Here is a 16,909-nt window from a genome sequence, read left to right on the forward strand (position 1 = left end):
GGTGCCATCGTTGCCAAATCAGTTGGCAGCGCGCGACGCGCGACGCGCTGCGGCGCGCCGCATCCGCCTCCGCGACCGTCGCGCTTCCTCGCGCCGCCCGACGAGCAGGGGCCCCGAGGGCCCGCCAGCTCGGCGAGGCCCCCCTTCCGCGGAATCCGGGATGGTCGTGGATCAGTGCGAAGCGAGGACCGCGCGAACCGCGATCCCGAGGGAGGTCGTCGGCCAGATGCCAAGGACCATCACGAGCACCGCGGAGACGATCAGCGCCGCGTTGACGTAGCCCGAGCGCATGGGCCGGGCGATCGGCGCGCCCGGGGCCGGCTCGCGCATGTACATGAACACGAGCACCCGCAGGTAGTAGTACGCCGAGAGCACGCTGTTGAGGAGCAGCGCCACGGACAGCGTGTACAGCTCGGCGCCCATCGCCGCCTTGACGATGTAGAACTTGCCGAAGAAGCCGGCGGTCGGGGGGACGCCGGCCAGCGACAGGAGGAACAGCGAGAACGCGAGCGCCGCCACCGGGTGCCGCTTGCCGATGCCGGAGAGATCCTCGTAGCTCACCGCCTCGGCGCCGCGGCTGCCGCAGAGGATGAGCGTGCCGAAGGCCCCGACCGTCGAGACCGTGTAGACGAGCAGGTAGAACATCACGCTCGCCTGCGCGTCCTCGCTCGCGCGCACCGTCGCCGCCACGCCGACGAGCAGGTAGCCGGCGTGCGCGATGCTCGAGTAGGCGAGCATCCGCTTCACCGACTCCTGCCGCCCCGCGATGAGGTTCGCGACCGTCATCGTGAGCAGCGCCATCACCGCCACGGCCGGCGGCCAGCCCGCCGCCCACGACGAGAGCGCCGGGCCGCCGAACGCGCCGAGCAGCACGCGCAGCAGCGTCGCGAACGCCGCGCCCTTCACCGCGACCGCCATGAACGTCGTGGCCGGCGTCGGCGCGCCCTCGTAGGCGTCGGGCGTCCACATGTGGAACGGCACCGCGCTCACCTTGAACGCGAGCCCCACCAGTATCAGCGCCGCCCCGATGAGCAGCAGCGCCGGGTTCGGCGCCTTGTCCCCCGTCGCGCTCGCGATGGTCTGGCCGATCCCGGCGAGGTCGGTGTGCCCCGTCGCCCCGTAGATCAGCGCGCCGCCGTAGAGGAGCAGCGCCGCCGCGAACGAGCCGAGCAGGAAGTACTTGATCGCCGCCTCGGTGCTCCGCGGCGAGGTCCGGCGGAAGCCGGTCAGCGCGTACGCCCCGAGCGACATCGTCTCCAGGCCGAGGAAGAGCGTCAGCAGATCCCCCGCGGCGGCGAGGATGATCGCGCCGACCGTCGAGAAGGTCAGCAGCGGGTAGAACTCCCCGCGATCGAGCCGGTGCTCCGGGAGGTACCCGCCGGCGAGCAGCGCCGCCAGCGCGCCGCCCAGGCAGAGCACGAAGGAGAAGAACAGCGTGAAGCGGTCGATGATCAGGTAGGGCGCGAGCACGTCGGCCCCGTCCAGCGTCTCGGGGCCGACGAACCCGACCGCGCCCGAGAACACCGCCCCGGCGAGGAGCGTGATCGCGGTCCCGAGCGCGATGTCGGACGAGGGCCCGGAGCGGCGGTCGTGCGACTCCTCGCGGCGGTGCGAGAACGCCTCCGTGAGCATCAGCAGCAGGCCGCCGAACGAGACCACCAGCAGCGGCGACACCGCGATGAAAGGTCCGACGTTCATCGCGCCGCCTCCCCCGCGCGCGCCACGACCTTGCCGCCCGCCGCCGGCTCGAGCCGCGCCTCTCCGCCGTCACCCGCCCCCTCCGCGCCCTCACCGGAGCGCAGCACGGGCGCCCCCTTCATGAAGGCCGGCGAGAACGTGTCCTCGGGCAGGAGCTTCGCGTTCTGTTCGTCCGCGAAGAGGATCGCCTGCCCGGAGACGACCTTGAACTGGTTGTAAGTAGACAGGACCGACTCCTTCATCCGATCGAGGAAGATCCCAGGAAACAGGCCGATCACGAAGATCATCAGGATCAGCGGCGCGAGCGCGAGGCCCTCGCGGGGCGTGAGGTCGGGCAGGTGCCTGTTCTTCGGGTTCGTGAGCGGCCCGAAGAACATCTTCTGCACGACGCTCAGCATGTAGACGGCGGCGAGGATGACGCCCGCCGCGGCGCCCACGGTGTGGATCCCGCTGAAGACCCCGAGGCGCTCGGAGACGTAGGTCGCGGTGATGATCATGAACTCGCCGATGAACCCGTTCGTGCCGGGCACGCCCACGGAGGCGAACGTCACGATCAGGAAGAGCGCCGCGTAGACCGGCATCACCTTGGCGAGGCCGCCGAACTCGGAGACCTGGCGGGTGTGGCGGCGATCGTAGATCACGCCGACGAGGAGGAAGAGCGCGCCGGTGGAGACGCCGTGGTTCACCATCTGGAGCACCGCGCCCTGGATCCCGCTCGGCGTGACGCCGAAGAGCCCGAGCATCACGTAGCCCAGGTGGGCGACCGACGAGTACGCCACGAGCCGCTTCACGTCGGACTGCTTCCAGGCGACGAGCGCGCCGTAGAGCACGCCGCCGAGGATCGCGATGCCGGCCAGGTTGGCCGCGAGGCTGGAGGCCGGGCCGGGGAAGAGGCCCATCGAGAAGCGCAGGTACGCGTACGTCCCGATCTTCAGCATCACCGCGGCCAGGATGACCGAGCCGCCGGTCGGCGCCTGCACGTGGGCGTCCGGCAGCCACGTGTGCACCGGCCACATCGGCACCTTGATGAAGAACGCGATCGAGAACGCCCAGAAGCAGAGCATCTGGGTGCTGCGCGGCAGCACCACGCGCGAGAGCGCGAGGTAGTCGAAGGAGTACGCGCCCGTGAGCTTCTGGTTCGCCCACACGAGGTACACGATGCCCGCGAGCATCAGCATCGAGCCCGCCATCGTGTAGACGAACAGCTTGATCGCGGCCTTGATCTTCTCGACGCCGCCCCAGATGCCGATCATCACGAACATCGGCACCAGCATCAGCTCCCAGAAGACGAAGAACAGGAACAGGTCGAGCGCGACGAAGGCGCCGAGCATCGCGCCCTGCAGGAGCAGGAGGCAGAAGCAGAGCTCCTTGATCCGGCTCTTGATCGACCCGAACGACGCGTACGCCGCGATGGGCGCGATGAACGTCGTGAGCAGGACGAGCCAGAGGCTGATGCCGTCGATCGCGACGTGCCACCGGATGCCCAGCGACGGGATCCACTCCTTGATCGACTGGAAGTGCCAGCCCTCCGTCATCGGCACGCTGAGCAGCCAGAGCGACGCGAGGAAGCCCGCGCCGAGCACGGCCAGCGTGAAGCCCCGGAGCAGCGAGAGCATCTGCCGCGGCATGAACAGCACCGCGGCGGCCCCGACGAACGGCAGGCCGATGAGCACGTTGAGGAGCGACGACCACTCCCCGGACGCCTCCGCCGCGGCCGCCGGCGCGCCGGACGGCCAGAGCCACTGCACGCCGAGCACGGTCAGCGCCGCGATCAGCCCGAGGCCGAACCGCTGCCACGGGGTGTACCCGGCGCTGGCCTGGGCCTCGCCGTGCCCGTCGCCGTGGTGGTGGTCGTCGCCCGCGTGGTGGTCGTCGCCGTGCCCGTGGTCGTGGTCGTGATCGCCGTCCGCGCGGGCGTCGTCCGCGCCCCGCGGGATGAGCGCTCCGACGACGCCGGCTGCGAGCGCCGGCCAGTGATGGGTTACGAGGTCGAGCGCGCTCATTGCAGGCCTCTCGGCTTGATCAGGTCATGGATCTGCTCCGCCGGGGTCGTCCCCGGGGGGAGCGTGGGCACGTCCGGGACCCGCAGCGTGGTCGGACCCGTCGGGCTCTTGCGGCCCGGTGGCCGCGAGAACGAGAACGTCTCGGTCGCCTCGCGGTTGAAGGCGTTGCGCACGCGGAGCACGACGTCCTTCTTCTCGCCCGGCTCGAGCTTCACCGTGACGTCGGTGGTCTTGGAGAAGTCGCGCGACGGCACGCCGGGCCCCTCCCAGCGGTACTGGTAGCCGAGCCCGGGCGCGGCCGAGAGCTTCACCTCGCCCGACCGGCGCAGCTGCGCGTCATCGACGTTCGCGTCCGCGTGCGGGCTGACCATGAACCAGCCGACGCCGGCGAGCCCGACGACCATCGACGCGGCATAGACCTGCACGCGGCCCGTCTGGAGCGCGCGCAGCACCGTGCCGAAGAACCCGACCAGCGCGGCGGTGAGCTTGGCGATGACGCCGTCGATGATCCACTTGTCGGCCATCGTGAAGATGTCCGCCAGGGCGTCGACCATGCCCACCACCGTCGCGTTGTAGAGCTCGTCGATCCGCCACTTGTCGTAGATGAGCCGGTAGAGCCGCGGGAAGGCCTGGGCGAAGCGCCGCTCGTCCTCGCCGCGGCGGTTCCAGTACACGTACGTCGCCGCGACGATGCCGATGAAGCACGCCGCGACGCCGGGCAGCATCATCGGGAAGAGCATCCCCTTCGCCGCCTCGCGCTCCACCACCGCCCGCGACGTCATCGAGAAGACCGGCTCGAGCAGGTGCGCGAGCGGCGCGAACGCGTGCACGTGGGTGAGGTGCACGAGCGGCTCCGCCATGAGGAAGCCGGCGAAGACCGACAGCGCCGCGAGCACGATCAGCGGGATCGTCATCGACAGCGGCGACTCGTGCGGCTCCGGGCCATCGAGCTTCTCGCCGTCCGCGTGCGCGTGGTGGTCGTCGTGATGGCCGTGCGGGTGCGGATCCTTCCACCCGCCCACGATCTTCCAGCCGCGGAACTCGCCGTGGAACGTCATGAAGTAGGCGCGGAACATGTAGAAGGCGGTCATCGTCGCGGCCACGATGCCGGCGAAGAAGATCGTCGGGCCGAGCCACTCGGGCCACTGCCACACCGGCTGCCCGCGCGTCGCCACCGAGGCGATCCGGCTGGAGAAGGCGCGCCACAGGATCTCGTCCTTCGACCAGAACCCGGCGAACCCGGGGAAGCCCGCGATCGAGAAGCACGCGAGGAGGAACGTCCAGCGGGTCAGGGGCATGTACTTCTTGAGGCCGCCCATGTTCCGCATGTCCTGGGACCTGTCGGTGTCGTGGATGCGGGCGTGCATCGCGTGGATCACCGAGCCGGCGCCGAGGAAGAGGCAGGCCTTGAAGAAGGCGTGCGTGAGGACGTGGAAGAAGCCGGCGGCGAACGCGCCGACGCCCACGCCGATGAACATGAACCCGAGCTGGCTCACCGTGGAGTAGGCGAGGACCTTCTTCAGGTCGTTCTGGAAGAGCCCGATCGAGGCCGCGAACAGCGCCGTGAGCACGCCGGTCACCGCGATCACCGCCATCGCGAACGGCGACAGCACGAACACCGCCGCGAGCCGGGCCACGAGGTAGACGCCCGCGGTCACCATCGTCGCGGCGTGGATCAGGGCGGAGACCGGGGTCGGGCCGGCCATGGCGTCGGGCAGCCAGACGTACAGCGGGATCTGCGCGCTCTTGCCGGCGCAGCCGAGGAACAGCGCGAGCCCGACCAGCGTCGCCGCGTACATGAGCACGGGCTGCGACGGGATGAGGAAGCTCAGGAAGCCGGGCACCGTCTCGGCCGACATGTTGCCGATCGGCCAGACCTTCACCGCGGAGAGCAGGTTGCCCGCGTTCGCGGCGATGCCGTCGAAGTTCAGCGTGCCCGTGTAGTAGACGAGCATCGCCATCGCCACGAGGAGGCCGAAGTCGCCGATGCGGTTCACGACGAACGCCTTCTTGCCCGCGCTCGCGTTCTTGTCGTCCTGGAACCAGAAGCCGATGAGCAGGTAGCTGCACATGCCGACGCCCTCCCACCCCACGAAGAGGACGGCGAGGTTGTCGGCCAGGATCAGCACGAGCATCGAGAAGCAGAACAGGTTCAGGTACGCGAAGAACCGGTGGTACCCGGGGTCCTCGCGCATGTACGCGGACGAGTAGAGGTGGATGAGGAAGCCGACGCCGGTGACGACGAGGATCATCGTCCCGCTCAGGCCGTCGACGCTGAAGGCGACGTCGATCGGGATCGACTGGCCCATCCGGCCGGTGATCGAGAACCAGCGCCAGGCCGTCCAGGTGAGCTTGCCGCCATCGTGCGGCAGCATCAGGAACGTCATGACGGCCGCCAGGAAGGCGCCGCCGAGCGCGGCGAGCGCCATCAGCCGGACCGCGTCCTTGCCGAGCCGCTTGCCGAAGAGGCCGTTCACGAACGCGCCGAGCGCCGGCAGGCCGAGCACGACCGCGATCAGCGCGAACTCGGACGCGGGGAATAAGACTCTCAGGGCTTCCACGCTAACTCCTCAGGAGATCGGCGTCGTCCGAGCGCACCGTCTTCCGGATGCGATAGAACGCGAGCACGATCGCGAGACCGACTGCGGCTTCCGCCGCGGCGATGGCGATGACGAAGAAAGTGAAGATCTGCCCGGTGTGATCGTGCAGGTGCACCCGGTTGTACGCGACGAGCGTGAGGTTCACGGCGTTGAGCATCAGCTCGATGCTCATCAGGAGGACCAGCAGGTTCCTGCGCAGCAGGAAGCCCACCGACCCGATCACGAACAGCACCGCCGCGACAACGAGGTAGTACTCGATGGGGACGGAGATCATGATTTCGGCTCCTTCGTCGACAGGGTGAAGTGGCCCGTGAGGGCGCCCGGCTGCGGGTCCGGCGCCGCCGCGTCGCGCACGGGGACCTGGTCGCTCGCGTCCGGCGACGCGGCCCCGACCGGCAGCAGCGTGGGGTCGACCTGCTTGCCACGGGCGACGGCGACGGCGCCGACCACGGCGACGAGGAGCAGCGCGCCCGAGAGCTCGAACGGCACGATCCCCTTCGTGAAGAGCTCGTGCCCGAGCGCATCGATGGTCCCGAGCGACTCGGGGGCCTCCGCGAGGACCCGGGCCCCGGGCTTCGCGGCGCTCACGATGAGGGAGAGCGCGCCGATGCTGCTGGCCACGAAGACGCCCGCGCCCAGGTAGCGCGGCACCGCGGTGCGGGCGTCGCGCGGCGACGTCGCCGACGGGCCGAGGAGCATGATCACGAAGAGGAAGAGGATGACGACCGCGCCCGCGTACACGAGGATCTGGATCGCCGCGAGGAACTCCGCGGACAGCATCAGGTAGAGCCCCGCGATGCCGACGATCGACGTGAGCAGGCCCATCGCGCCGCGGATCGGGTTCCGGGCCGCGACCGTGGCCACGCCGCCGAGGAGGACGAGCAGCGACGCCAGCCCGAAGAAGGCGAATTCAAAGATTTTCACGGCGAGAGCACCCCTGTCGACGACCGGCCCTTGGTCTGTATGTACGCCTCGAATTCCTTGCGGAATTTGCGCAGGAAGCCGAGCGCGGGCATCGCCGTGCCCTCGCCGAAGGCGCAGATGGTGTTGCCCATGATGTTGTCGGCGATCTCGTGCAGCCGATCGAGCTCCTCGATCGTCCCCTCGCCGTGCACGATGCGATCGAGGATCCGGTGGATCCACGCGCTGCCCTCGCGGCACGGCGTGCACTGGCCGCACGACTCGTGGCGGTAGAAGCGCATCAGGTTGTGCATCGCGAGGACCGGGCACGCCTTGTCGCTGAGGACGATGGCGCAGCAGGTCCCGAGCATCGTCCCGAGCGAGCGGAACGTGTCCACGCCGAGCGGCACGTCGAGCACGCTCTGGCCGTGCCACGGGTGGAGCGGCGACTTCTCGTTCGGGGCGTTGACGATCTCGTCGGCGCGCAGGATGGGGCACGACGAGCCGCCCGGGATGACCGCGAGCAGGTTGCCGTGCTTCACGCCGCCGCCGAAGTCGTAGATGAGATCGCGGAGGGTGACGCCGACGCACGCCTCGAAGATCCCGGGGTTGTTCACGTGGCCGCTCACGCCGAAGAGCCGGCAGCCGCCGTCCTTCAGGTGGTGCAGCGCCGAGAGCTTCGAGAAGTTGTCGCCCCCGAGCTCGAGCGCCGTGGGCACCGCGGCGATCGTCTCGAGGTTGTTCACGGTCGTCGGCATCCCGAACGCGCCGAACTGGGCGGGGAACGGCGGCTTGAGCCGCGGCTCGCCGCGCTTGCCCTCGAGCGAGTTGAGGAGCGACGTCTCCTCGCCGCAGATGTACGCGCCGGCGCCCGTGTGGACGTAGACCTCGACGGGGTAGTCGATCCCGAACGGGCGCTTGCCGAGGTAGCCCTTCGCGCGCGCCTCCTCGATCGCGGCCCAGAGCCGCGCCTTCGAGAGGTGCAGCTCGTCGCGCACGTAGATGTACGCGGCGTGGGCGCCGATGCCGAAGCACCCGATGATGCACCCCTCGACGACGGAGTGCGGGTTCTTCTCCATCAGCGTGCGGTCCTTGAAGGTGCCGGGCTCGCCCTCGTCCGCGTTGATGACGAGGTAGTGCGGCTTCTCGGGCTTCGGGGGCCACGGCATGAAGCTCCACTTCACGCCCATCGCGAAGCCCGCGCCGCCGCGGCCGCGGATGTTGGCGGCCTTCATCTCCTCGACGAGCGCCTCGCGCGTCATCCCGAGGGCGCGCTTCGCCTGCTGATAGCCGCCGCCCTTCTCGTACACCGAGAGCTTGTGGCCGTCGGGCGTGTCGTAGTTCTTCGTCAGATAGCGCGTCAGCCGGAGCATCTCGTCACCTCGTCAACCGATCGAGGATCACGTCCACCTTCTCGAGCGTGAGGCCCTCGTGGTAGTCGCGATCGACCTGCATCATCGGGGCGGTGCCGCACGAGGCGAGGCACTCTGCGGTGCGCAGCGTGACCTTCCCGTCCTTCGTGGTCTCGCCCGCGTGGATCCCGAGCCGCTTCTCGCAGTGGTGGAGCACCGCGTCCGCGCCGTTCAGCGCGCAGCTCAGCGTCCGGCAGACCCAGACCTGGTGCTTGCCCACGGGCTCCTTGTTGAAGAGCGTGTAGAAGGTCGCGACCCCCTGGACGTGCGCCGTCGGGAGGCCGAGCTGCTCGGCGACCCAGCGGAGCACCCGTTCGGAGACCCACCCCTCCTGGCTCTGGCAGAGGTGGAGCACCGGGATGCACGCGGCCTGGCGGTTCGGGTAACGCGCGAGGATCTTCTCGAACTCGGTTTGCCGGTCGGCGCTCAGAGCAAATTTGTCGGTCATGTCCGCTGTTGGCACGGTCCGCTGGCTCCCTGGGCGCGCCGCGATTGCGACGTGCCCGCTTCGACATGCAGTCGGGACCCCGCAAGGCGGGTCCCTTCCAACGAGGGTCTGCCCGGCAAAGCCGGGCGCTACCTCGTGCGCCTCCGGTGTGGAGGCGCCTGCCGGAGGCGGACAGCCCCGCGCACCGGCGGCCGGGCATTCGGTTGTCCGTCGTACGGAGCCGTCCCGAGGCGCCGGCACGCTAGTGAGCCACGGTGGTCACTGTCAAGGCGCGCCGGGGGGAAACCTCCAGCGAACCACGCAAACCCTCCCGCTGCCCAGAAAGCTGGCGCCTGCAGCAGCACGGGTCACGGGTGACAGGTGCCCCGCAGCCGCCCGCAGCCGCCAGAGCGCCGGCCGGCCTGCCCCGACCACGGCGGGTCGCCGGCGCGCCGCGCCCACGGCGGCACGGCCTTCCAGGCGGAGAGCGGAGGAGCGCGCGGCGCACGGCGCGCGGCGTACGGCGCGCGGCGTACGGGAGCGCGCTCGCTCGCGGCGAGAGAACGCCCTGGGTTTTCTGGCGGAGAACGCGTAGCCTCGGGAGAAGTCCGCAGCGTTCTTCGTCTTTCACTTGAGAACCGGAACGCGCTTCAACTACCCTTCGCGCCCATTACGACGCGCGCAGGGCGCGGACATCCGTAGCAGCGAACCCCCCTCCGGAGGTGGTGCGTGTTCTGTCCGAATTGTGGGACGCAAAACTCGGAAACGGCGTCCACGTGCACGAAGTGTGGCTTCAACCTCAAGGGGGCGGCCGCACCGAAGTTCAAGGGCACCATGCTGATGAGTCAGCCGTCTTCGGGGGCCCCGCGCGCTCCCGGGGCGCCTCTGCCTCCGGCGCCTCCGGCCGGCGCACCGCCGGGCATGCCCGGCGGCATCCCGAGCCCGCCGCAGGGCCTGGCTGGCACGGTGGTCGGCGTCCCGCCGGCCGGGCTTGGCGCTTCTGCCGGGCCTCCCCCTGCGCCGCCTCCGCCCGGGATGGGCTATGGATCGCCGCCCGGGGGACAGCAGCCCTCCGGTCCGTCCTTCGGCGGCGCGGCCGCGAGCCCGTCGGGCGGGTATGCGCCGTTCGGCCAGCAGCCCAACCAGGGCGTGAACCCGCTCGGCGGCACCATGGCGATCGACCAGCTGCCCGGGTACAGCGGACCGGGCGGGCAGCAGTCGCCCGGCGGCACGCCGGCCGGCGCGTTTCCGCCGCCCGGCGGCAGCTACGGTCAGCCCCCGCAGGGCGGCAGCCCCTTCGGTTCGCCCCCGGGCCAGGACCCGATGGGCGGGCTCGGCGGCGCGCCTCCGGGTTACGGCCAGCCTCCGGGTTACGGCCAGCCTCCGGGTTACGGCCAGCCCCCGGGCCAGGATCCGATGGGCGGGCTCGGCGGAGCGCCTCCGGGCTACGGCCAGCCTCCGGGCTACGGCCAGCCCCCGGGCTACGGCCAGCCCCCGGGCTACGGCCAGCCGCCGCAGCACAGCGCCAGCGGGTACGGTCCGCCTCCGGGCCAGGATCCGCAGGCGGGCGGCGGCTACGGCAGCCCTCCAGGCGGCGGTGGTTACGGCAGCCCTCCGGGCGGCGGCGGCTACGGCAGCCCTCCGGGCGGCGGCGGTTACGGCAGCCCTCCGGGCGGCGGCGGTTACGGCAGCCCCCAGGAGGGCGGGGGGTATGGCAGCCCTCCGGGCGGCGGTGGTTACGGTAGCCCCCAGGGTGGCGGCTACGGTAGCCCCCAGGGCGGCGGCTACGGCAGCCCGCAGGGCGTGAGCGATCCGGGTGGCTACGGCAGCCCGCAGGGCGGCGGTCAGCTGTCGGCGCCTGGCCAGTTCGGCCAGGCGGCCAGCAACCTGGGCGTGTACGGCGGCAGCGGGTCGCTGGCCCCGGGCGGCGGCCGGGGCGAGACGCGCAACCCGGTCACGGTGTGCGTGATCGGGATGGTCTGCTTCGTCTACGCGATCTGGCAGCTCTGGGCGATGCTGAACGAGCTGCAGCAGGCGACGAAGGACCCCGAGTTCAAGCCCTGGTACGTCTTCATCCCGCTGCTCAACTACTACTTCCTCTGGGTGAAGGTGCCGGAGCAGGTGACCCGGGCCAAGCAGATGGCCGGCTCGCGCAACCCGCAGGCCGAGGGCATCGTGCTCTACATCTTCCTCCCGCTCTACGCCCTCGCGAAGGACCTCAACGAGGTCTGGGACCCGAACGCCGCCTAGCCCGCGCCGCCGTTGTCGCTGTCCTGCCCGACCGACGCCCCTTCGCCCGCTCCATCGGCTCCGTCCCGATGGAGCGCGGCGCGTCCTGGCGGCCGCGCGGCGCGCCTCGGCGCGATGGCGGCGCTGCTCGGGCTCCTTGTCGCGTGCGGCGTCCCGCTCTGCCCGTTCGCGATCGTCACCGGCCACCCCTGCCCCGGCTGCGGGCTCACGCGCGCGACCCTCGCCCTCGCGCACGGCCACGTGGCCGAGGCGCTGCGGTTCCACCCCCTCGCCCCGGTCATGGCGCCGCTCGTGCTCGCCGCGATCGCCTACAACGCCGCCATCTACGTGAAGGACGGCCGCATCGCCGCGACCGAGTCGGTGCAGGGGGTCTGGGTGACGCGGCTCGGCGCCGCGCTGGCGGTCCTGATGGTCGCCGTCTGGGTGGCGCGCTTCCTCGGAGCCTTCGGCGGCCCCGTACCGGTCTAGTTCCGTCCTACCGGCTCAGCACCCGCGGGCGCGGGGCCCCTCGCCGCGGCGGCGCGACATGGGCCGGAGGGCGCGCAGGGTGTGGGTGCCGCGCCTCGGCCGGCCGCGCTGCGATCGCACGAGCGGGACGCCCGCGGGCACCCCGACGCGCAGCAGCACCTCGTACGCGCGCTCGAGATCGCTGCCGATCACGTCGAGCTGCTCGTCCGTGAGGCCCCGCTTCGCCTTCGGGAAGAGGATGCCCTCCTCCTCGTCGGCGTGGTGGGCGAAAACATCCCGCAGGAGCCGGAGGCGCGCCTCGAAGCGCACATCGGTGACGCGCGTGCGCAGCAGGTTGTCCGCCGCGAAGCGCGCCAGGCCGTGCTTCTCGTACGCGTCGTGGAGCGGCTTCCGGTCGACGGCCATCCGCTCGGCACACACCGGGTAGAGGTACGTCTCCTCGATGCGCACGTGCGCGTCGATCATCCGGGAGAGCTGCGCGACCATCGATGTCCGCAAGCCCGGGCTGGGCTCGGCGGCGATGCGCGCCATCAGGTCGCTGACTTCGAGATGCTGCTGCTCCAAGAGATCGAGTGCGTCCATGGGGTTCCCCTCGCGTGAAGCTCACCGCGCCACGTCGCCGCCCTTGAGCAGCGCGTGCACAGCCCGGCTCGCGGTGCTGCGTGGCGCGGCCCCCGTCGTGGCAAGGAGCGGGCCGGCGCTGGAAGGGACCGCGGACGCGCCGCGCGCGCGGGGCTACACCTGAATGGCGGCGAGCGCGTCGCGCATCGCCGAGGCGCCGGCGAAGCGATGGTCGGGGTGCTTGGACAGCGCGCGGGAGAGCACCTCGTCGAGCACGCGCGGGAGTTCGCGGCGCTCCCGCCGGAGGGGCACGGGCGCGGAGCGCACGATCGCGACGAGCACGTCGAGATCGCCCCGGCCGCGGAAGGGGAGCTTGCCCGAGAGGGCGTAGTAGATGAGCAGCGCGGCGGCGAAGAGGTCGCTCCGATCGGTGATGGCGCGGCTGCGCATCGCCTGCTCCGGCGACATGAACAGCAGGGTGCCCACGAGGGACCCGGGGCTGTCGGGCGTCACGCCGTCGCCCGTGTCGACGCCCGGCTCGTGCGCGAAGCCGAGATCGATGAGCTTGATCGTCGGCACCCCGTCCCCTGCTCCGGCGCCCGGCGCCCCGGGGACGAGCAGGATGTTGCCCGGCTGGAGGTCGCGGTGGACGACCTTCGCCTCGTGCATGGCCGCGAGGCCAGCGAGGATCTGGTCCGCGAGGGCGAGCGCGCGGCCCAGCGGCAGGGGGCCGTTGCGCCGCACCTCCTCGCTCAGGGTGACGCCGTCGAAGAGCGGCATCAGGAAGAACGGGCGCCCGTCCGCGAGGCGCCCCTCGCCGAGCACAGGGCAGACGTTCGGGTGGTCGATGCGGCGGGCAAGCCGGACCTCGCGGGCGAACCGGCTCTCGATCCCCGCGTCCCCCGCATGCACGCGCCGGAGCGCCTTGAGCGCGACCGGCTCCCCCGTCGCGACGCGGCGGGCCGCGTACACCGCGCCCATACCCCCCTCGGCGATGAGCCGCTCGATGTGCAGTCCGTGCTCTGTACGGCCGACGAGCGGGTCGAGCGCCGCGGCCCCACATGCTGCCGGGAACCGCGCCGCCGCGCTGGCCGCCGCCCCGCCGCGCGCCGCGGGGTACGCCTTCGCCCCCCCCCGGTCACGGCCCGCGTGGCAGACGATCCCGGAACGAGGAGGCCGCCGTCGCTCCGAGGCGGGACCGGGATCCTCGGCGGCAGGTTCGGGGAGCGCCTCAGCGAACGCGGACCTGTCCCTGGCTGAACCGGTGGAGCGACGGAGCGGGGAACCAGGAGCCACGTAGAGAACCTCGTCAGAAATTACCTGACGAGTGTCCATGGTCCAGGCCCTCCAAGCAAGGGGATTGGGCACCGAAACGACCGGACCGCTGTAGGTGCTCTGCCGGCTTATGTCCCGTATCTACTCAGTTTTTACCCGGACAAAGCGAACCGCCCGAGGCGGTTTTGGCTTGTCGGGAAAATCCCGAAAGAATTTTCGTCCCGATCGCCGTTACCATGGCAACGTACTCATCACTACATGTAGGGGCGATAACGAATGGCGAAGCGTCTTGATCTCATCCTCGTGATCGACGTCGAATCGACCTGCTGGGACGGCGACCCGCCGCGGGGCGAGGAGAACGAGATCATCGAGATCGGCGTGTGCACGCTCGAGGTCGCGTCGGGCCGGCGGCGCGATCGGCGGTCGATCCTTGTGCGCCCCGAGCGCTCGCGCGTGAGCCCGTTCTGCACGGCGCTGACCACGCTGACGCAGGCGGACGTCGATGCGGGCGTCTCGTTCAGGGAGGCGTGCGCGCTCCTGCGGGGCGAGCTCAAGGCGCAGGATCGCCTCTGGGCGAGCTACGGCGACTACGACCGGCGCATGTTCGAGCGGCAGTGCCAGGCGTCCAGCGCGCCCTTCCCGTTCGGGCCGAGCCACCTCAACGTGAAGAGCCTGTTCGCTGTGACGCACGCGCTGTCGCGCGAGGTGGGCATGGCCGAGGCCCTGGAGCGCGTGGGCCTGCCGCTCGCGGGCACGCACCACCGGGGCACCGACGACGCGTACAACATCGCGGGCCTGCTCGCGCACCTGCTCCTGGCCGCGCGGCGGTGAGGCGGGGCGCGCCGCGCGCTCACGCGACCGGCGCCGCGTCGGGCACGTCGGGCTGCGCCTCTGCGGCGCCCCGGGCCGGCTGCGCGCTGTGGGCGGCGGCGGCGCTCGACGGCCCCCGCTCGTCGTCGCCCGCGGCGGCCGCCCCGGCCGCCGCGGGCGGCACGGCCGCCGCGGCGAGGAGGTACACGAGGCCCGCGCCGAGCAGCAGGGCGCTGTAGCCGAGGTGCATCGCGCACAGGGCGCCGAGGGGCAGCGCCGTCGCGCCGGCGAGGGCGCAGAGCGACCAGCACCAGGGGAGCAGCGCCGGCGCGATCGAGGCCACGAGCTTGACCCCGAGCGGCGCGAGCGAGCCCGCGAGCAGGCCGAACGGCACGAGGATCGCGATGGCGAGGATCGCGCGCGGGAGGGACCCGAGCCCGAGGCTCCACTGCGCGAGCGGGACGAGCCCCACCGCGGCGAGCGCCGCGGCAACGACGAGCACCTCCGCCACCCGCGCGGAGACCCGCGTCGCGGCGTCCGGCGCCACGCGGGCGGTGAGCAGGCCGCCCACGCCGGCGGAGACGAGGAGGATCACGAGGACGGCCGGGAGCTCGTGCGCGGGCAGCTCGAGCAGGAGGAGCCCGTGGCGGAAGACGGCGAGCTCGACGAGCGCGAAGCCCGCGCCGATCGCGGCGAAGAAGAAGAGCGCGCGGGCGCGCGGCGGCGGGGGCGCGGCCCCTGGCACCACGACGTCGCGCGCCGCGGCGTCGCGCCGGAGGCGGCCGACGCGCGCGGCGAGCACCGGGAGCAGCGCCACGAGCGCGAGGAGGCCCGCGCCGACGGCGAGCAGCGCCGAGAGCGCGAAGAGGCCCGCGTGCTCGGCGCGGAGGGCCCCGAGGTCGCCGAGCACCGCGGGCAGGCGGCGCGCCGGGACGGTGTACGAGAAGAACGGCCTGTCGTCGGTCGGCGTGGGCGGCGTGAGATCGGCCCCCGCGCCGGGCGCGCGCGCTCCCGCGGCCGCGACGAGGAGCCCGCGGCTCGGCGTACCTGGGCGGTCGGGGGCGAACGCCTCCGAGAACTTGTGCCGGCGGCAGTGGCGGCGCAGCGCCTCGACGTCCTGGCGCGCGAGCGGCGTGCGCCGCGCGAGGAGCGCGGTCCTGTGCGCGGCGGTGCACGCGAAGAGGTGGTCCCTCGGCTCGGCCGCGCCCGCGCGGCGCAGCGCCGCGGCCGTGAGGGCGAGCAGGCGATCGAAGTCGACGTCCGCGCGGCTCAGGACCAGCGTGCCCTCGGGCAGGAGGCGCGAGAGGAAGTCCCCGACGCCCTCGACCGTGTGGAGCCGGCTCTCCGACAGCGCGAGCGCGCCGGTCGTCGACGCCTCGGCGGTCTCGGCCGACGGGATCACGATGTTCCGGAAGAGCAGCGGCGTGCGCCGGGCGAAGCTCCGCCCGTCGCCCAGCACGAGGTGGACCTCGGGCTTGTCGAACAGGTGGCCGTTGAACGCGGCGTACCGCCCGCGCATCACCTCGACGACGCCGCGGTCTCCCTCGACGGCGACCACGTGCTTCTGCCCGGCCTTCAGCGCGGCGCGCACGTCGCGCCCGCCCCCGGCGCCGACGACGAGCGCCGGGCCCTGGTCCTTGTGGAGCGCGTACGCCATGTCCTCGGGCTGGGGCGGGGGCGACGTCTTCGCGTCGAGGATCGGGCTCTGCGCGGCGCTGCCGAGCCGCATCATCGCCGTGCCGGCCCTCGGGCGGTCGACCGTGATCAGCGAGCGCTCGCTCCAGGCCTCGTGCTCGGTCCGGTCGGGCGCGCCCCGGCGGAGGCCGGCGAGCCGGAGCCACGGGGCGCCGAGGTCGCCGGCGAGGAGCACGAAGCCGCCGAGCACGAAGGTGGCGACGAGGCCCCCCGACGCCCGCTGCTCGCCCTCCCGACAGCGCGACCCGAGGTAGAAGAAGACGCCCGCCACCGCGAAGAAGATCGCCGCCGCGAGCGCGGCGCGGGGCGCGCCGGCGCGGATCGCGACGGCCGCCGCGAGCCCGCCGAGGGCGCCGCCGGCGAGATCGAGCAGGTAGAGGCGGGGCATCTCGGACGCGGCGTGCCGGATCGCGGCCGCGAGCGCGAGGCCGGCGAGCGCGAACGGGACGGTGGACGCGGCGTAGAGCAGCGCGTGCCACGGGAGCGATCCCGGCGCGGGCCCGCGCTGCGCGAGCAGGATGATCGCGGCGAGCGTCGCGCCCGACGCGAGCGAGGAGAGGGCCGCCATGCGGGCGAAGAGGGCGGGCGGGCGGACGAGCCACGGGGCGAGGTAGAGCAGCGCGCCGCCCGCGCCCGCGCCGACGAGCGGCAGCGCGAGCGCGACGAACGCGTGGGGCTCGCCGAACAGCGCCGCGAAGATCCGCGTGAGCGAGATCTCGAGCAGGACCGTGGCGCACGCGAGGGCTGCGACGCCGCTGAAGAGGCCGCTCCGCTGGGAGACCCGCATGGGCCCGCTCCTACCACAGCGTG

At 72.1% G+C, this 16,909-nt stretch carries 13 protein-coding genes and 1 pseudogene; 4 read left to right on the top strand and 10 right to left on the bottom strand.

Annotation, left to right across the window (positions count from 1 at the left end; translation table 11 throughout):
• Positions 1–171: 171 nt before the first annotated feature.
• From WMF17_RS22095 to nuoE, 7 genes are read right to left on the bottom strand one after another with little or no spacing between them, the layout of a single operon-like run.
• Entirely contained in the window at positions 172–1,698 is a 1,527-nt protein-coding gene (locus WMF17_RS22095) for an NADH-quinone oxidoreductase subunit N (protein ID WP_437651122.1), read from the bottom strand.
• Positions 1,695–3,701: a complex I subunit 4 family protein gene (locus tag WMF17_RS22100; protein ID WP_437651124.1), complete on the bottom strand. Its 2,007-nt coding sequence runs from the start codon at positions 3,699–3,701 to the stop codon at positions 1,695–1,697. Before WMF17_RS22100 ends, WMF17_RS22095 begins: the two co-directional genes overlap by 4 nt.
• Positions 3,698–6,208, bottom strand: a complete 2,511-nt coding sequence (nuoL, locus tag WMF17_RS22105; protein ID WP_437604064.1) for an NADH-quinone oxidoreductase subunit L — start codon at positions 6,206–6,208, stop codon at positions 3,698–3,700. Before nuoL ends, WMF17_RS22100 begins: the two co-directional genes overlap by 4 nt.
• Before the next feature lie 55 nt (positions 6,209–6,263).
• Entirely contained in the window at positions 6,264–6,575 is a 312-nt protein-coding gene (gene nuoK, locus WMF17_RS22110) for an NADH-quinone oxidoreductase subunit NuoK (RefSeq protein WP_437604065.1), read from the bottom strand.
• A complete protein-coding gene (locus WMF17_RS22115; protein ID WP_437604066.1) occupies positions 6,572–7,225 on the bottom strand; it encodes an NADH-quinone oxidoreductase subunit J family protein in 654 nt (217 codons plus the stop codon). The genes nuoK and WMF17_RS22115 overlap by 4 nt, the downstream gene beginning before the upstream one ends.
• Complete coding sequence (nuoF, locus tag WMF17_RS22120; protein ID WP_437604067.1) at positions 7,222–8,574, bottom strand: NADH-quinone oxidoreductase subunit NuoF; 1,353 nt, start codon at positions 8,572–8,574, stop codon at positions 7,222–7,224. Before nuoF ends, WMF17_RS22115 begins: the two co-directional genes overlap by 4 nt.
• Positions 8,575–8,578: 4 nt before the next feature.
• Positions 8,579–9,061 carry an NADH-quinone oxidoreductase subunit NuoE gene (gene nuoE, locus WMF17_RS22125; RefSeq protein WP_437604068.1) on the bottom strand — a complete coding sequence of 161 codons (483 nt, stop codon included), beginning with the start codon at positions 9,059–9,061 and terminating at the stop codon, positions 8,579–8,581.
• A 708-nt stretch (positions 9,062–9,769) separates the two neighbouring features.
• Between nuoE and WMF17_RS22130 the strand changes: the two are divergent.
• From WMF17_RS22130 to WMF17_RS22140, 3 genes and pseudogenes are all read left to right on the top strand, one after another.
• Positions 9,770–9,835: pseudogene (locus WMF17_RS22130) on the top strand (zinc-ribbon domain-containing protein); the annotation flags it as partial.
• Positions 9,836–9,880: 45 nt separating this feature from the next.
• The gene (locus WMF17_RS22135; protein WP_437651506.1) at positions 9,881–11,290 is read left to right on the top strand and encodes a hypothetical protein; all 1,410 of its coding nucleotides are present in this window, start codon (positions 9,881–9,883) and stop codon (positions 11,288–11,290) included.
• Between the two features lie 114 nt (positions 11,291–11,404).
• A complete protein-coding gene (locus WMF17_RS22140) occupies positions 11,405–11,758 on the top strand; it encodes a DUF2752 domain-containing protein (RefSeq protein WP_437651126.1) in 354 nt (117 codons plus the stop codon).
• A gap of 15 nt (positions 11,759–11,773) precedes the next feature.
• On the opposite strand, the gene WMF17_RS22145 is transcribed toward WMF17_RS22140, so the two are convergent.
• A complete protein-coding gene (locus WMF17_RS22145; RefSeq protein WP_437604070.1) occupies positions 11,774–12,340 on the bottom strand; it encodes a hemerythrin domain-containing protein in 567 nt (188 codons plus the stop codon).
• Between the two features lie 153 nt (positions 12,341–12,493).
• Positions 12,494–13,615 carry a serine/threonine-protein kinase gene (locus tag WMF17_RS22150; protein WP_437651128.1) on the bottom strand — a complete coding sequence of 374 codons (1,122 nt, stop codon included), beginning with the start codon at positions 13,613–13,615 and terminating at the stop codon, positions 12,494–12,496.
• A 255-nt stretch (positions 13,616–13,870) separates the two neighbouring features.
• On the opposite strand from WMF17_RS22150, the gene WMF17_RS22155 reads away from it, so the two are divergent.
• On the top strand, positions 13,871–14,425 hold the full coding sequence (locus WMF17_RS22155) for an exonuclease domain-containing protein (protein ID WP_437604072.1): 555 nt from the start codon (positions 13,871–13,873) through the stop codon (positions 14,423–14,425).
• Between the two features lie 19 nt (positions 14,426–14,444).
• On the opposite strand, the gene WMF17_RS22160 is transcribed toward WMF17_RS22155, so the two are convergent.
• Positions 14,445–16,886: a hypothetical protein gene (locus WMF17_RS22160; RefSeq protein ID WP_437651129.1), complete on the bottom strand. Its 2,442-nt coding sequence runs from the start codon at positions 16,884–16,886 to the stop codon at positions 14,445–14,447.
• Positions 16,887–16,909 lie beyond the last annotated feature (23 nt).

Source organism: Sorangium sp. So ce362 (genome assembly GCF_051519845.1).
Classification (GTDB): Bacteria; Myxococcota_A; Polyangia; order Polyangiales; family Polyangiaceae; genus Sorangium.

What these genes read in the sequence shown, in the direction of transcription:
- WMF17_RS22095 (WP_437651122.1), bottom strand. Translation starts at nt 1,698, where the DNA reads ATGAACGTCGGACCTTTCATCGCGGTGTCGCCGCTGCTGGTGGTCTCG.
- WMF17_RS22100 (WP_437651124.1), bottom strand. Translation starts at nt 3,701, where the DNA reads ATGAGCGCGCTCGACCTCGTAACCCATCACTGGCCGGCGCTCGCAGCC.
- nuoK (WP_437604065.1), bottom strand. Translation starts at nt 6,575, where the DNA reads ATGATCTCCGTCCCCATCGAGTACTACCTCGTTGTCGCGGCGGTGCTG.
- nuoF (WP_437604067.1), bottom strand. Translation starts at nt 8,574, where the DNA reads ATGCTCCGGCTGACGCGCTATCTGACGAAGAACTACGACACGCCCGAC.
- nuoE (WP_437604068.1), bottom strand. Translation starts at nt 9,061, where the DNA reads ATGACCGACAAATTTGCTCTGAGCGCCGACCGGCAAACCGAGTTCGAG.
- WMF17_RS22135 (WP_437651506.1), top strand. Translation starts at nt 9,881, where the DNA reads ATGAGTCAGCCGTCTTCGGGGGCCCCGCGCGCTCCCGGGGCGCCTCTG.
- WMF17_RS22140 (WP_437651126.1), top strand. Translation starts at nt 11,405, where the DNA reads ATGGCGGCGCTGCTCGGGCTCCTTGTCGCGTGCGGCGTCCCGCTCTGC.
- WMF17_RS22145 (WP_437604070.1), bottom strand. Translation starts at nt 12,340, where the DNA reads ATGGACGCACTCGATCTCTTGGAGCAGCAGCATCTCGAAGTCAGCGAC.
- WMF17_RS22155 (WP_437604072.1), top strand. Translation starts at nt 13,871, where the DNA reads ATGGCGAAGCGTCTTGATCTCATCCTCGTGATCGACGTCGAATCGACC.
- WMF17_RS22160 (WP_437651129.1), bottom strand. Translation starts at nt 16,886, where the DNA reads ATGCGGGTCTCCCAGCGGAGCGGCCTCTTCAGCGGCGTCGCAGCCCTC.